We start from the raw sequence: 15085 nt of genomic DNA on the forward strand, positions 1-15085 counted from the left end.
TTTAAATTTTCAATTTTAAATCCTGTTACGTTCCTTCGGTATTATTATCCGCACCGGGTGCGGCGGCAACAGGTTCTGGTTTTGGTCTTTCTTCGAGGAGACCTTCGAATTTCAGGGCGTTTTCATCGAGCACATCAATCTTAATGACGTTCTTGCCCTTGAATTCTCCCCTGAGTATATTTTCACTCAATGAGTCTTCGATATACCTTTCTATCGCGCGACGCAGAGGACGGGCACCGAATTCAGGATTGTAACCCTTTTCGATAAGAAACTCTTTGGTCGGGCCGCTGATGTCGAGTCGATAACCCTGCTTGACCAGACGCTTAAAGACTTTGTTGAGTTCATATTCGACAATCGTAGTCAAGTCGTCCTTTGTAAGCGAATGGAAAACGATAACATCGTCGAGCCTGTTCAGGAATTCCGGCCTGAAGTGCCGTTCGACTTCTTTCTGAAGCATATCTTTCATCTTTTCATAGTTTGCTTCAGCGGTTTTTTTGCCGAATCCGAAACCTGACTGGTTCTTGATAAGGTCGGCGCCGATATTACTGGTCATAATCAGAATAACATTTTTGAAATCGACATGTCTGCCGAAGCTGTCGGTAAGTCTGCCTTCTTCCATAATCTGCAGCAGCATATTATAGACATCCGAATGAGCTTTTTCGATTTCGTCCAGCAGCAGAACGGCATAAGGTCTGCGTCTGATTCGTTCGGTCAGTTGGCCGCCTTCTTCGTATCCGACATATCCGGGCGGTGCGCCGACGAGACGGCTGACGTTATGTTTTTCCATATACTCGCTCATATCGATTTGAATCATGGCGTCTTCGTCGCCGAACATAAATTCGGCAAGAGCCCTGGCGAGCAGCGTTTTTCCAACGCCGCTGGGGCCGATGAATATGAACGAGCCCATCGGACGGTTCGGGTCTTTTAAGCCGCTGCGGCTTCTGCGGACGGATTTGGCGATTGCGGCGACAGCCTCATCCTGGCTGACAACTCTCCTGTGCAATTCGCTTTCGAGCTCGAGAAGTCTTTGCGCCTCGTGTTTTTCAAGACGCGTAAGCGGCACGCCGGTCATCTTGCTGACGACCTCGGCTATAGTTTCGGTATCGACGACACCGGTGCTTTCCTTGTTCTTGTCGTACCACTGCTGCTGCACTTCGGCTTTTTTATCCAGCAGCTTCTGGCACTCATCGCGAAGAGACGCGGCTTTTTCATAGTCGGCGTTCTTGACGGCTTCGTCTTTTTCCATCTGCATATTTTCAATCTGCTTTTCTATATCCGCAAGATTCGGCGGAGCAGTCATATTCTTAAGCCTGATACAGGCGCCGGATTCGTCGATAACATCTATGGCCTTGTCCGGCAGACATCGGCCCGTTATGTATCTGCTGGAAAGCTCCACGGCCTGATTGAGCGCCTCATCGCTGAAAGTTACACGATGATGGGCCTCGTAACGGTCGCGCAGACCTTTGAGAATCTCGAGCGTCTCATCCTTGTTCGGAGGTTCGACAACAATAGTCTGGAACCGGCGTTCCAGAGCGGCGTCTTTTTCGACATATTTTCTGTATTCATCGAATGTCGTGGCGCCGATGCACTGCACTTCTCCGCGGCTCAATGCGGGCTTTAAAACATTGGAGGCGTCGATAGCGCCTTCAGCGCCGCCTGCGCCGACAAGAGTGTGAAGCTCATCGACAAAGAGCACGACATTTTTGGCGCGTTTGACTTCATTGATAACGGCCTTGATTCTTTCCTCGAACTGGCCCCTGTATTTTGTGCCCGCCACCATCAGGGCAAGGTCCAATGATACGATTCTTTTATCGCGGAGCAGTTCGGGAACCTGTTTATCGGTGATTCGCTGGGCAAGACCTTCGACGATTGCGGTTTTTCCAACGCCTGCTTCGCCGATAAGAACCGGATTATTCTTGGTTCTTCTGCAAAGTATCTGGATAAGTCTTTCGATTTCAGTTTTTCTGCCGATGACCGGGTCGAGTTCACCTTCAGCGGCAAGAGATGTAAGGTCCCTGCCGAAACTGTCGAGAGCGGGTGTGCGGCTCTTTTGCTGTCCTTTGCCCGCCATCGTCGGGTCCATTTTCATATCGAGCGAAGGCATACTGTTTTCAACGCCTGCGCCGAGCAGATTAAGAACTTCCTGACGAACTTCTTCGAGCTTTAGGCCGAGGTTCATCAAAACCTGAGCGGCAACGCCTTCGGTCTCGCGAAGAAGACCTAAAAGCAGATGTTCTGTGCCGATGTAATTATGATTGAGAGACCTTGCCTCTTCGATTGCGAATTCTATAACTTTTTTGGCTCTTGGCGTATGCGGCAGTTTTCCCATAGTAACCATATCGGGGCCGCTCTTGACGAGTTTTTCAACTTCCAGCCGGAGCTTCTTTATATCGACATCGAGATTCTTGAGGACATTGGCGCCGACGCCGGAACCTTCCTTTACGAGGCCGAGCAGAATGTGCTCCGTTCCGATATACTCGTGGTTGAACCGCTGAGCTTCCTGATTAGCCAGGGCCATTACTTTTCTTGCTCTATCTGTAAAACGTTCGAACATAATTACCTCATTATCTGGTATTTAGTGTCTATTATTAATATTTGGCATTTAGTATTTTATATCAAAAACCAAATTTAAAAAATAAAAATGACAAATCAAAATTCAAAAAACACTGTTTTCGGCATTTTTGCCTATTCTTATATGCTTTGCCCTGAAAAATTGTTCACAATTATCGGGCGTAAACCTGTCCTATGAGAGGCTTATCCGGTTTTATCGACAAAAAACAGGGGCAACTTTTGGGTCAAAAACAGAAAAAAAGTGTATTTTTCAACAGTTATTAATTTTTAGTTGTTGAGCCGGGCCGCTTTTCTTTCCACGCGGCATAATCTTCGGCCACGCGAGCGCCCCAATAGCCATACCAGCCATAACCTCTGCGGCGTTCGAGTTCAATCTCGGCAAGATTATATTTTTTCACGCCATCGCGACCAGAAAAAATCGGACGGTTGGTTTCGATTTCATAGAACCTCGCCCAGATAGGCGGAGCATTGGGGTCCTGTTTTACGACACTGTTTTCTCTGGTTCGAATTATGCGGATGCCGGTAATTTTAGAAGACGCAAACCACTCGGCGCCGGCACTGACGGCACCGGCCACTTCAGGATTCGGATTATCAAGACTCATCAGCAATTGCAGAATGCCGGCACTTTCCGAACCGCTCAGCGAGATAAGTTCGTATGTTCGTGCAGGACGCGGGCTGCAATCCAATTCGTCATGCTGGGCGCACCAGACTGTAGGCTTGCCATTCACTATGACCTGGCATTTGAGAATACACTGAACGCCGCGGTCGAAACTTTTTTGAGCCTCTTTACGCCGATGCGTATCCACAAAGGCAAAATCCGGCGACGAGGCGACATCACGAAGAAGCTTCATCAGGCGAACCATAGAATTATCATTAAAGGTGATATGGCGGGGATATTCTTTCCCCGGCGGATAATACTGCGGCCAGCCGCCTGTGGGGTATTGCGCTTTGAAGATATGGTCAATACCTTTGAGAAGCGACTGCCGATATCGCGGGGTTTTAGTCGCGCGAAAAGCTCTGGCAAGAAATCGTATTTCTTCAGTCGTTGCGCCATTGTCGAAAGTACCCTGAATAGTATTCCGGTCCGAAGTGAACGGCTGAAGTGTTGTATTGACATTCTTTGGCCAACTGCCCTGCGGACTTTGCCATGATAAAATATTGTCGGCGATTCGAATTCCTTCCTGGCTTCGATACCAGGCGCCAGGCCGTTTGCTGTAATCGTCCCAATGGTTTCGCGGCAAGCGCCCCGGCCTTCTTGCCGCAGAGGCATTGGCCGCTGTTTTAGATATTGTGTTTGGTTCTGCAAGCAAAGCGGAACAGAAAAATACAGATAAAAGCATATAAAAAAGTACCCTGATTAAATGTCCCGTTGCCGCGGTTCTGCTTTTTTGGTTCTTTTTCATAATAATTTTCAAATTAAATATAGGCGAATTTTAACCTAAAGCGTTGCGCTTCAGATTAAAATTTGGGATAGTTAATAAATAATTGTTTTATATTACCTGCGCGATTCTGAAGTGTCGGCCGGAGCCAAGAGAATAATCACCGTTTCCACTACCATCCAGACAGACAAAATAAATACTATTGAACCTATCGCCGTCAGCAGATAATTTTTCGCTTTGATGAAATCGCTGAGCTTGTAAACAAGTGCCCAGACAGTAATTACGAGCATCAGTAAGCACGGGATAAAAGTAATCAGCAATTTTGCACCGCCTTTGTGTTTGAGATATACGGTTACCACCAGCAGCGACAGTGCGGCGAGAAGCTGATTAACAGTTCCGAACAGCGGCCAAAGCGTTATGGCACCTTTGCCGTCAGCGCCTGTGGCAAAAGCCAAAATAGCGGCAGTGGCTACGGCAAATGTGGTAGCGGTATATCGATTAGAAAATTTCGGGAGCCTGAGACTGACGGCCAATTCGCTGACTATGTATCGCTGAAGACGAGCGGTCGTGTCAAGAGTTGTGCCGGCAAATGAAGCGATAAAAACGCCCATCACGGCGATACCGAGAGTCTGAGGTATTTTCAGGGCGGACATAATATTGGCGGCACCGACAACTACGGCTGTAATATTGGCGTCAAGTCCTTCGGCACCGGACCATGACGAGTAATGGTGAAGCCAGGCTTCTCTTCCAAGGAGTAAAGTGCCATTGGCTGTTTTATAGCCGAGGCCAATTCCTGCGGCAACGCAAACAATAACCAGCACGGCAAGAACACCTTCGATAAGCATCGAGCCGAAACCTACGAAAAGAGCGTCAGGCTCTTTTTCAATCTGCTTGGGAGTTGTACCGCTGGCGACAAGGGAGTGAAAACCGCTGATTGCGCCGCAGGCGATTGTGATAAACAGGAAAGGCATCAGCGGCGGAGCCCCGGCCGGAGATGGATTGAAGGCCGGCGCGACAAGAGACATATTCATAGTAAATGACGCAACTACGGCAGAGACGCCGAGAAGAGCCATCATAATAAAAAGCTGCCAGGCGTTGATGTAATCACGAGGCTGGAGAAGAATATTTACCGGCAAAGTCGAGGCAAAAAAACAGTAAACCAGCAAAATTAATGTCCACGAGCCTGTCGGCGGCATCTCAAATATTTTCGGCATAGAAAAAGGAAATATACTGCCGAGCCAGATTGTGGCATACATCATAAATACGGCCAGAACAGTCACGAGCGTGATGTTGATATTTTTCTTGTAAATCGCCCAGCCTGTTGCCATGGCAATCGGAATCTGGAGCCAGACAGCGAGAACCGACGATGGAAAACGGGCAAAAACTATGGCGATAACGACTCCGAAGATGGCAAGTACTATAAGTAGTACAAGAAATATAATCACAAAGAAAATAAATCGTATTCTTTTATTTATATATTTAGCGGCAATCTCAGAGATACTCCTGCCCTGGTTTCGCAATGAAAGAACCAAAGTGCCGAGGTCGTGAACGGCGCCCATAAATATACTGCCGAAAACCACCCATAAAACGGCTGGCAGCCAGCCCCAGATGATTCCGATAGCTGGGCCGACAATCGGGCCCGTGCCGGCAATTGAAGAAAAATGATGACCGAAAATGACTATCTTTTTCGAAGGAATATAATCCATTCCATCGCTAAACTCTTTCGATGGGACATGCCTGTCGGGGTTGAGCTTGAAAATTTTGCGGGCAAGATATTTGCCGTAAGTGTGATAAGCTATGATATAGGCGGTAAAACATAAGACCATCAGCAGTAGCGCCTGCATTCTTAAAATCCTTTCAATCAGACTCTTTTCTTCTGGAACGAACGAGAAGCCTTATCGGCACTTCGGCAAAGCCGAGATTATCACGGAGCCTGCCGACGAGAAACCGCCTGTAATTTTCATCGAAGAGCTCGGTTTTATTGACAAATAAAATTATCGTGGCCGGCTTTACCGCAACCTGCGTCGCGTAGAATATTTTGGGGAACTGGGAGGATTTCGTCCTTCCGCCCAGACGCTCGGCGGTTACCTGCTCAATCGCATCGTTCAGCCGCGGCGTTGGAATTTTCGTAGTCGCCTGCTTGTAAAGCTCAGTAGCCAAATCGAGCAGCGATTGAACATTTTTGCTTTCGGTAGCGGTGATAAAAGCTATTGGGGCATAACTTAACTGCGGCAGCGTTTTGCCGAGATATGTGACGTAATCGTCGGTCGAGGCCGTATCCTTTGCGAGGTCCCATTTGTTCACCACGAGAATACAGGCCTTGTATTCGGAGGAAATAAAAGCGGTAAGTTTTTTGTCGACCTGCGATATCGGCTCGGCCGCGTCAATCAGGAGAAATACAATGTCCGCCCTGCTGATGGATCTTGTCGCCCTTACGTAGCTGTAAAATTCTATGCTGTTGGCAAGACTGCTTTTTTTGCGTACACCTGCCGTATCGATAACAATAAAAGTTTTGCCGTCCTTTTCAAATCGGACGTCCACCGCATCACGGGTTGTGCCGGGAATCTCGCTGACGATTACACGTTCCTGACCGGCAATCGCATTAGTGAGCGTACTTTTACCGGCGTTTCGCTTGCCGACTATCGCGATACGCATTTCTACATCCTGCGGTTTTTCGCCGGTATTGTCATTGAGCAGCTCGGTTATTTTTTCAACGAGAAGCTGCTTGTTCATGTTGTTCGTAGCCGAGACGCAAAGAGCGTGGCCAAAGCCGAGCCTTGCGAAATCGGCGGCGGCTGGAAACATATTCGCCTCGTCAGCCTTGTTCGCCACGAGAAGAATATTTAAATCATTTTTCCGCAATAAGCGGGCAATCTCCTTGTCCAGCGATGTCAGGCCGTCGCGAATATCAACCACAAAAACAACAAGGTTCGCCATGCTGATTGCCTGTTTTATCTGGTTTTCAATGTGCTCCTTGAGCTGGTCGGAATCGACAATGCCGTAGCCGCCGGTGTCGATAAGTTCAAAATAGCGGCCATTTCTTTCGATTATCGCACTGACGCGGTCTCTTGTAACACCGGCGGTCGGCTCGACAATACTTATCATTTCGCCCGCTATTGCGTTAAAAAGCGAGCTTTTGCCTACATTCGGACGACCAATAATTGCGACAACAGGTAATGCCATTTTAATTCAAATCCAAAAACCTAATTTCTGATGTTAGAACGAGGTGGGATTATAACAGAAATGCCGGATTATTTAAACAACTATTGATTGGGCTTTTGGACAATGCTCCTTTCGTACCACAGACGGCATTTGTCTTTATTCTTTTTAAAAAACCAGCCAAGAACGAGACTAAATACGATTGTTTTATAACTAAACCATTTATATTTTCGCCAGGAGGTCTGTATCCGGATGTCGAGAATGCAGAATTTCATGTTGTGTTTTTTCGCCCAGGTTTTGAGATGTTTGGAGAAAATCAGTTCCTCGGCGATGTAAACGGTTTCGTCGAAACCGCCGATATCCTGCCAGGTCTGTCTTAGGCAAAATAAATATAAACCGGCGGCAAGGTTTCTAAAACGTGAGATAAAATTCCAGAACCAAATCAAAAGTTTAATTTTAAAAATTTTTGTGCCGGAGTCATCGAGCAGTGTGCCTCCGCCTGCTATTTTGCCGGAGTCGAGAAGTTCCAATGTTTTCCCTAAAAGTTGTCCCGAAAGAATAGAATCGGCATCGAGAAAAATCAGGTATTTGCCTTTCGCCGCTTTTGCGCCCCGGTTTCTGGCTTTTGAAATCTGGTTTACCGGCTCAAAGATTACTGTTGCACCGAAAGATTTTGCAATATCGGCGGTCTGGTCGGTCGAATTATTATCGACGACTATGATTTCGCCGGTGCGGTCGGGAAAATGATTTTGCGCATCTTTGGCAGCCTTAAGAGTTCTGCCTAAATATGCCGCTTCATTGTAAGCGGGCATAACTATTGAATAATCAGGCGAAGAAATGCTCATCGTATTTTACTAAATTAAAAACAAAAGGACAGGCGATAAAACCCATCCTTTTGTCGTATTTGTGCGTTATTGCGCAGGAGCTTCTTTTTGGAGTTCCTGACCGGCTTTTTCCATTTCCTTGCCGGCCTGTTCCTTTGCAGCTTCGGCGTTCTTTGCGGCTTCCTGACCGGCTTGTTCAGTCTGTTTTTGCATTTCAGGCATAGTCGGCTGGGTCTCTTTTTTCTTACAGCCAAACGCGACTGTAAGACTGATAAGAACAAGAACTAATAGGATTTTTCGCAGCATTTTACATTCTCCTTAAAAGAATTATTCGGCTTACATATTATTGCGCGTTAACGTCCGCCTTGATTTCCTTTTCGATTTTGTCGAGCTGCTGGTCCATATTCTCTTTCGTTACATCATCCTGTGCCTGTTTTTGCGTCTCTGCCTTTGTCTGCGGAGGCTTGTCAGCCTGAACAGGTTTCGACTCTTCTGTTTTTTTGCAGCCGAAACTAATAAACAGGACTGTTGTAAATATAATTGTCAGAATTTTTCTGGTCATTTTTATTCTCCCTAAAAATGTTTTTTGCTTATTTTTTGGTTTCGTTCCTGTCAAATGTCGGCGAGGCAGCCGCCGGTTTTTGATGAAGCTGCATTATTGTTTTCCTGTGTCTGCCGGTTTCCATTTTTATCAGTTCATCAACTTTTTGAATTTTATCGGTCAGATTGTTTTCTTCCGCCAACTGTCGTATGCGCTGTAATATGGCGATTCTCCGGTTGTGTTTCTGATATTCTTCTGAAAGCTGCGACTCAAAGGCCTTGCGCTGCTGGACATGCTCTTTGCTTCTGGCCATCTGCCTTTCCGCCGCGGCCTGGTCCATTTTCACGGGCTGATTGCTTTTTATCATTTTTTCGCGAGCAGCTTTTTGCTGCTGATTAAGCATATTAGAATCCTTCGAGCCTTGCACTACGGCCTTGATGGCGCAGGGGTCAGCCGGTTTCTGCGGCTGAGTATTGCCGGCATTGTCAGTTCCTTCCGCCATTGCGGCAGAAATAACGAAACAGGTCAGGAATAAAATAAATTTTTTCATTTTTTACCTCCGGTAAATTAAAAATAACAGCTTTTATATTATTGTTCACTCCAAATAAAATTTGTCAATACATAAATCAATTTTTTGCCGAAGGCAAACGGCTGTTAACTTTTGCTTGCAAACTGCCGATTTTTTGTGTTAGTTAACTTTGTTTTATATAATTTAAGCTGTTTATGGAAATTTGAGATGTCCAGTGTACCAACAAACGCTGAAAGAATAAGACGGCTGCCGTGGTGGTTCGCGGCGGGGATGCTTGATAACGTCCGGATTTCGCTTATTTTCGGGCCGGTACTTATCCTGTTTCTGGACGCATTAAAGCTCGATAAGGCCAAAATAGGCGTGCTTTTGTCACTGCCGCTGTTTTTTCAGATACTATCGGTTTTTGTCGTTCCGCTGGTAGAAAAAATCGGCTACAAGCGGTCGTGTTTGATTTTTTACAGTATTCGCACAGGAATATTGTCCGGACTTCTGCTTACACCTCTAATCGTCCGGTATTTCGGCCCAGGCGGAGCATTTCTGTGGGTTGGTTTTATAATGCTCATATTTTCAATATCACTGGCAATCAGTCTTACCGCAGCGGGGCCGTGGGGGCAGGAAATTTTGCCGACAAATATCCGAAGCAAAGTGATTGCGCTTAATACTTTCCTGTGCGGTCTGGTAGTCATTAGCGGGACGTGGTTCGCCGGTTTCTGGCTCGAACGGTCAAGCGGGCTTGGCGGCTTTATGTTCCTGATAACCATAGGAATAATATTCGGTTTTTCGAGTATAACCAGCCATTTATTTTTTCCGGGCGGAGGCAGGATAAAAAAAGAAAGCCCCGGCAGAGAACATATAGAAAATATGCTCATAGCTTTCAAAGATAAGGATTTCGTGCGGCTCCTTGCCGGTATCGGAGTGTTCATCTTTATCGTTCAGGGAGTGGCGTCATTTGTTCCTCTTTTTATGAAAGACATCGTCGGTATAAACAGCGGCAGAGTCGTATTTCTGACAATGTGGACGACGGCGGGAACTTTGATAGCGGTTTATTTCTGGGGCTGGGCCGCCGACAGGTTCGGCGGAAAACCCGTATTTCTTACCGGTATAATGTTTCATATAATTCTTCCGGTTTTGTGGTATCTTGTCCCCCGCCATCATGGAAATATAAGTTATTTTGCCGCATCGGCAGTATCGTTTGCGGCCGGGCTTATGTGCGTCGCATATTTAATAGGTATCGACAGGTATCTTTTTCTTACGGCGATACCTGCTGATAAAAAAGCTTCATATCACGCGGTCTGGTTTGGCCTGACAGGCCTGTGCGCCAGCATGGGACCAATGGCGGTCGGAGTCGCTCTGAAATGGTTTTCCGGGCTCGACAATGTCGGCGTGATATTCGGACATATACGGGTTGATTCATATATTCCGGTATTTGCGATACATATGATACTGCCGGCAATCGGTATTTATATAATTCGTAATATAAAAGCCGACAGCGAATTGACAACGACACAATTTGTAGGTCAGTTGTTCGAAAGCGTTCCATTCGGCCTGTTCGGCTCATTAAGTTCGATAATGCGATACCGTATGTCGGGCGAAGAAAGCGAAAGAATCGCCACGACGCGGGGACTTGGCCGATTGGACAGTCCGTTTAATACCGATGAACTTATTGAAGCGCTAAACGACCCGAGCTTTGATGTTCGTTACGAAGCCATAGTGGCAATGGCGGCCAGAAAGCCCCACCGTAAAACTGTATTAGCTTTGATAGATGTACTCGGCGGCGCAGACATAGAACTAAGTGCGACCGCAGCATGGGCACTTGGGCAAATCGGCGATGCAGAAGCAATACCGGCATTGAGAAAACAATTGTCGGCACCGTATAGGATTTTAAGAGCAAGAAGCGCACGAGCGCTTGGCAGACTCGACGATGTCGAAAGCGCACCTGAACTGCTCAATCTTTTCGCAATCGAGACGGACCCCGCTCTTAAAACCGCTTATGCCTCGACATTGAGCATTCTAAAATATGTGCCTGCTATGGAGCAGATATTCGATCTGCTGGCTGACGTTGAAAGCGAAGTCCTTCGCCGTGAGCTTGCACTGGCGGCGGCAAGAATCATCGGCAGCGAACGCACATATATAAAGCTCTTCCGCTCGGCCCAGAGCGACTGGTCGACTACGGTCAGCAGCGCAATACTCAAACTTAAAAAACCAATAGCAAAACTTAAACTCGACCCCTCGCTGGCTGAGATTATAGCCGTATGCGCCGACAGCTTCGCTGCCGAAAAAAGCGGCTGGGGAGTCGAACTGCTCTGGCCAATACTCGATGCGATGCCCAAAGACCAGATTGACCAGGAATTTCGAAAAGTCTTTACCGAATGCAGCAAACGACTGGAACAATTCGGCAGCCAGAGATGGGAATATACCCTGCTGGCAATACATACCTGCGATGTATGGCTAAGGGCCAGAATAGCACTCCAAAAACACCTATTACCGTAAAAACATTTCCAACTAACAAGTTATTGCGACATTTGGAACATATCTTTTGATATTGTTGTAACTGTATATGTGAATATAAAAATTTTTAGTGATTTTATTATTCACTTGTTGAAGTATTAAAATGATTTTGGTAAACTTCGCGTATTGGCTTGTAAATTCTTATAACATAGTTGTTCAGGAACAAGTGAAATGGAAATAAAGGGATTTAAGGCATATAGGTTCAACCCCGATGTAGTCGGTCAGGCCGGCGATTGTATCGCCCCGCCTTATGATGTTATCAATTCAGTTCAGCAGGAAAAGCTCTATGAGCAGAATCCATATAATATAGTAAGAATAATCCTGGGCAAAAAAGAGCCGAGCGATAACGGAACGAATAATCAGTACAGCCGGGCAGCGGAATATCTGAAAGACTGGTTTAAGAAAAACGCGATGAAACAGGATGACAAGGAAACTATTTACGCTTATGTCCAGAAATTTGAAATCGCCGGCAAAAAAAACACACGCAGCGGTTTTATCTCACTGGCGAAACTGGCACAGTTCGGCGCAGGTGTTCAGCCTCACGAAAAAACACTCGACGGCCCAAAGGCAGACAGGCTGAAACTCACACAGGCAACCGCGGCTCAATTCGAGCAGATATTTATGCTCTACGACGACCCGCAGCAGGTTGCGGATAAGATTATCGAAAAAGCGGCAGGTAAAAAAAGTATTATCGAGTTTGTCGACGATGACGGAGTAATACACAAATTATTCCCGATAGATTCGCCGCAGGATATAAATCTGATTGTGAAAATGATGGCCCAAAAGGAAGGCCTGATTGCCGACGGTCATCACCGTTATGAAACGGCGCTGAATTATTATAACCTGACGAAGAATCCGGCGGCGCAGTGGCTGATGATAACTTTTGTGAATATGCACAACGAAGGACTTGTTGTTCTACCGACACACAGACTTGTCGGGAATCTGAAAAATTATAATACTGATGAATTAATAAAAAAATTACAGACGAATTTCAAAGTAACCCAGTTCGAATATAAAGAAGGAAAACAAAAAGCCCAGGCTCTGATGCAGAAGAGAATGAACAAGGCTTTCGAGGAAGGGGTAAATGCTTTTGGAATTTATGACGGCAAAAGTTTTTACTTTATTTCTCTAAAAAATAAAGATGCTCTCAAATCGCTGGCGATGAGTGACGCTTCGAAATCGCTTGATGTGGTTGTGCTGCACAAGCTGATTCTCGATGGGCTGCTTGGTATCACAGACGCACAGCTTGCGGGTGAGGCGAATATCGAGTACATTAAGGATATAGGCGAAGCTGTTGACGAGGCTATTGCAAAGATAGATTCAGGCGAAAAGCAGGTTTTGTTTTTTATGAATTCGACAAAGGTCGAGCAGGTAAAAGCTGTCGCGGCGGAGAATGAAAAAATGCCGCAGAAATCGACATTCTTTTATCCCAAGATTTTCTCGGGATTAACTATAAATAAACTTTGATATTCAGCCACAGATGAACACAGATTTTTCTGATTAAAAGTTAAATATGGATGAATATAAATATCAAGATATAACCGGCCAGATAATCAATGCGGCTCATACGGTACATAACACTCTTGGTTATGGCTTTCTTGAAAAGGTATATCATAATGCAATGCACTTGTAATCGAGCTAAATAAAAAGAATCTCAAAGTTGAGTCTGAGAAGCAATATAATGTTTATTATGACAACAAAATGGCCGGTGAATTTTTCGCCGATATCGTAGTTGATAAAAAAGTAATAGTTGAAATAAAAGCAACAGATAAATATGTCCCGTTGTTTGAAGCACAGCTTTTAAATTATTTAAAAGTCTCAGGCTTAGAAGTAGGTTTGATTTTGAATTTCGGACCATCTGTTCAGGTTAAAAGGATGGTTTTGTAAATAATAAATCTGTGAAATCAGTGGCTAAATAAAAAATTTAATAACTATTTTTTGGAGAAACGAAGATGGTTGACTGGAAAAATCCGCCAAGGCTGTTTATACCCGGGCCCGTACATGTCCTGCCCGACGTATTGGAGCAATTGAGCAGATATACTCTTGGCCACAGAGGCAAAGAGTATTCTCAGTTGCACAAGGAAACTGTTGACATGTTAAAGAAAGTTCTGTTCACGGAGCAGAGTGTCTTTTTAAGCACATCATCCGCGTCAGGCGTTTGGGAAGGCAGTATTAGAAATTGCGTTGACCACAACGAAACCGTTCTTTGTACGATGTGCGGCGCATTCAGCGATAAATTCGCCGACGTTGCCAGAGCCTGCAGCAGAAAAGTCGAAGAGCTTAAGGTTGACTGGGGCAAGGCAACTACCGTAGAAATGATTGATAAAAAACTGGCCGAGGGCAAATACTCGGCGGTTACGATTGTTTATAACGAAACCAGTACGGGCCTTACGAATCCGGTTTATGAAATAAGCGAAATGATGAAAAAGAAATATCCGGACGTGCTTGTGCTTGTCGATGCCGTCAGCGGTATGATAGGTCTGCCTTTGCATTTCGATAAACTCGGCTGGGACGTCGTGTTCGCATCTGTTCAGAAGGCATTCGCGATTCCGCCGGGAATGGCAGTTTTTGCCGTCAGCAACCGCGCGATGGAAAAGAGCAAGAAGGTTACCGGCCGCGGATACTATTTCGATTTCCAGGAATTCGCAAAGAGTGCTGCCAAAGACCAGACCCCGACGACACCGTCGATTCCGCACGTTATGGCAATCAACTACCAGTGCAAAAAATTCCTCGCAGAAGGAATGGAAAACGTCTGGGCAAGACATAAAACAATGGCTGACTATGTCAGAGGCTGGGCGAAAGAAAATTTCGACCTGTTCTGCGAAGAGAAATACGCTTCAAATACCCTGACAACAGTCAAAAATACCAGGGGCATAGTTGTCGGCGATGTTATCAAAGCTGTTCAGGCTAAACATAACACCATTTTCGGCAACGGGTACAGTAAATTGAAAGACCAGACTTTTAGAATCGCGCACATGGGCGATATCACATTGCAGGACGTAAAAGAAGTCTGCCAGTGGATTGACGATGAAGTAAAATAGCCCCTGTCATTCGAAAAACCCTCAAAAGGCCGGCAAAAACCGGCCTTTTTATTTTACACTGCCATACTGTTGGCACTGGGGGCGGATAGTTGTAGAGAAATCCCTCTTATTTGGCGATTGTTAAGACTGGATACTTTTTGCAGTCGCTTTTGGCAGAGTTTAGCCCCTCGTGGGCGGCGGTGCTGTGACCGCGTCCAGCTCAGCCATAAGCGACTTTTTTATTCAAAATTATAATGTTTTTTTACAGCCTCAGATACCTGCCAGGTACATTTCAGGCCGTTGGGGAAAATAACAAGGTCGCCGGGGCCGAATGAAACCACCCCGCTCGCCGTAAGGCGTCCCTCACGGGAGCCGGGCCTGTCTTTTACGGTAACTTTGCCCTCTAAAATCAGGCAGGTCTCTTTTTGGGTATAATCCCAGTCAAATGTGCTCACTCCGCAGGTCCATATCGGCCAGGTTTTACATTCCTTTATTTCCGACTCGGCTGGTTTTCTGACGATAACATCTTTAATAGTAGGCATTTGAAGCTCCTT

At 45.9% G+C, this 15085-nt stretch carries 14 protein-coding genes; 5 read left to right on the forward strand and 9 right to left on the reverse strand.

Annotated elements, in window-relative coordinates:
* Positions 1 to 25: 25 nt before the first annotated feature.
* From WC496_05255 to WC496_05290, 8 genes are all read right to left on the reverse strand, one after another.
* Entirely contained in the window at positions 26 to 2554 is a 2529-nt protein-coding gene (locus WC496_05255; protein ID MFA5292425.1) for an ATP-dependent Clp protease ATP-binding subunit, read from the reverse strand.
* 277 nt (positions 2555 to 2831) lie between these two features.
* Positions 2832 to 3974: a pectate lyase gene (pelA, locus tag WC496_05260; GenBank protein ID MFA5292426.1), complete on the reverse strand. Its 1143-nt coding sequence runs from the start codon at positions 3972 to 3974 to the stop codon at positions 2832 to 2834.
* Between the two features lie 92 nt (positions 3975 to 4066).
* Positions 4067 to 5794: a carbon starvation protein A gene (locus tag WC496_05265; protein MFA5292427.1), complete on the reverse strand. Its 1728-nt coding sequence runs from the start codon at positions 5792 to 5794 to the stop codon at positions 4067 to 4069.
* A 13-nt stretch (positions 5795 to 5807) separates the two neighbouring features.
* Positions 5808 to 7133, reverse strand: coding sequence for a ribosome biogenesis GTPase Der (der, locus tag WC496_05270; protein ID MFA5292428.1), 1326 nt, complete (start codon positions 7131 to 7133; stop codon positions 5808 to 5810).
* 80 nt (positions 7134 to 7213) lie between these two features.
* Complete coding sequence (locus WC496_05275) at positions 7214 to 7954, reverse strand: glycosyltransferase (GenBank protein ID MFA5292429.1); 741 nt, start codon at positions 7952 to 7954, stop codon at positions 7214 to 7216.
* 66 nt (positions 7955 to 8020) lie between these two features.
* Entirely contained in the window at positions 8021 to 8239 is a 219-nt protein-coding gene (locus WC496_05280; protein MFA5292430.1) for a hypothetical protein, read from the reverse strand.
* Between the two features lie 37 nt (positions 8240 to 8276).
* Positions 8277 to 8495 (reverse strand): hypothetical protein, encoded by a 219-nt coding sequence (locus tag WC496_05285; GenBank protein ID MFA5292431.1) that lies wholly within the window; start codon positions 8493 to 8495, stop codon positions 8277 to 8279.
* A gap of 28 nt (positions 8496 to 8523) precedes the next feature.
* On the reverse strand, positions 8524 to 9024 hold the full coding sequence (locus WC496_05290; GenBank protein MFA5292432.1) for a hypothetical protein: 501 nt from the start codon (positions 9022 to 9024) through the stop codon (positions 8524 to 8526).
* Between the two features lie 186 nt (positions 9025 to 9210).
* On the opposite strand from WC496_05290, the gene WC496_05295 reads away from it, so the two are divergent.
* The 5 genes from WC496_05295 (at position 9211) to WC496_05315 (ending at position 14552) form a co-directional block, all read left to right on the forward strand.
* Positions 9211 to 11493 carry an MFS transporter gene (locus WC496_05295; GenBank protein MFA5292433.1) on the forward strand — a complete coding sequence of 761 codons (2283 nt, stop codon included), beginning with the start codon at positions 9211 to 9213 and terminating at the stop codon, positions 11491 to 11493.
* Positions 11494 to 11682: 189 nt separating this feature from the next.
* Positions 11683 to 12978: a DUF1015 domain-containing protein gene (locus WC496_05300; protein MFA5292434.1), complete on the forward strand. Its 1296-nt coding sequence runs from the start codon at positions 11683 to 11685 to the stop codon at positions 12976 to 12978.
* 46 nt (positions 12979 to 13024) lie between these two features.
* The gene (locus WC496_05305) at positions 13025 to 13144 is read left to right on the forward strand and encodes a GxxExxY protein (GenBank protein ID MFA5292435.1); all 120 of its coding nucleotides are present in this window, start codon (positions 13025 to 13027) and stop codon (positions 13142 to 13144) included.
* The gene (locus tag WC496_05310) at positions 13144 to 13398 is read left to right on the forward strand and encodes a GxxExxY protein (protein ID MFA5292436.1); all 255 of its coding nucleotides are present in this window, start codon (positions 13144 to 13146) and stop codon (positions 13396 to 13398) included. The genes WC496_05305 and WC496_05310 overlap by 1 nt, the downstream gene beginning before the upstream one ends.
* A 65-nt stretch (positions 13399 to 13463) precedes the next feature.
* Positions 13464 to 14552 carry an alanine--glyoxylate aminotransferase family protein gene (locus tag WC496_05315; protein MFA5292437.1) on the forward strand — a complete coding sequence of 363 codons (1089 nt, stop codon included), beginning with the start codon at positions 13464 to 13466 and terminating at the stop codon, positions 14550 to 14552.
* Positions 14553 to 14770: 218 nt separating this feature from the next.
* Here WC496_05315 and WC496_05320 read toward each other — a convergent pair whose 3' ends face one another.
* Positions 14771 to 15073, reverse strand: coding sequence for a cupin domain-containing protein (locus WC496_05320; protein ID MFA5292438.1), 303 nt, complete (start codon positions 15071 to 15073; stop codon positions 14771 to 14773).
* Positions 15074 to 15085: the final 12 nt, after the last annotated feature.

It is taken from the genome of Phycisphaerae bacterium (assembly GCA_041652575.1).
GTDB lineage: Bacteria > Planctomycetota > Phycisphaerae > Sedimentisphaerales > UBA12454 > UBA12454.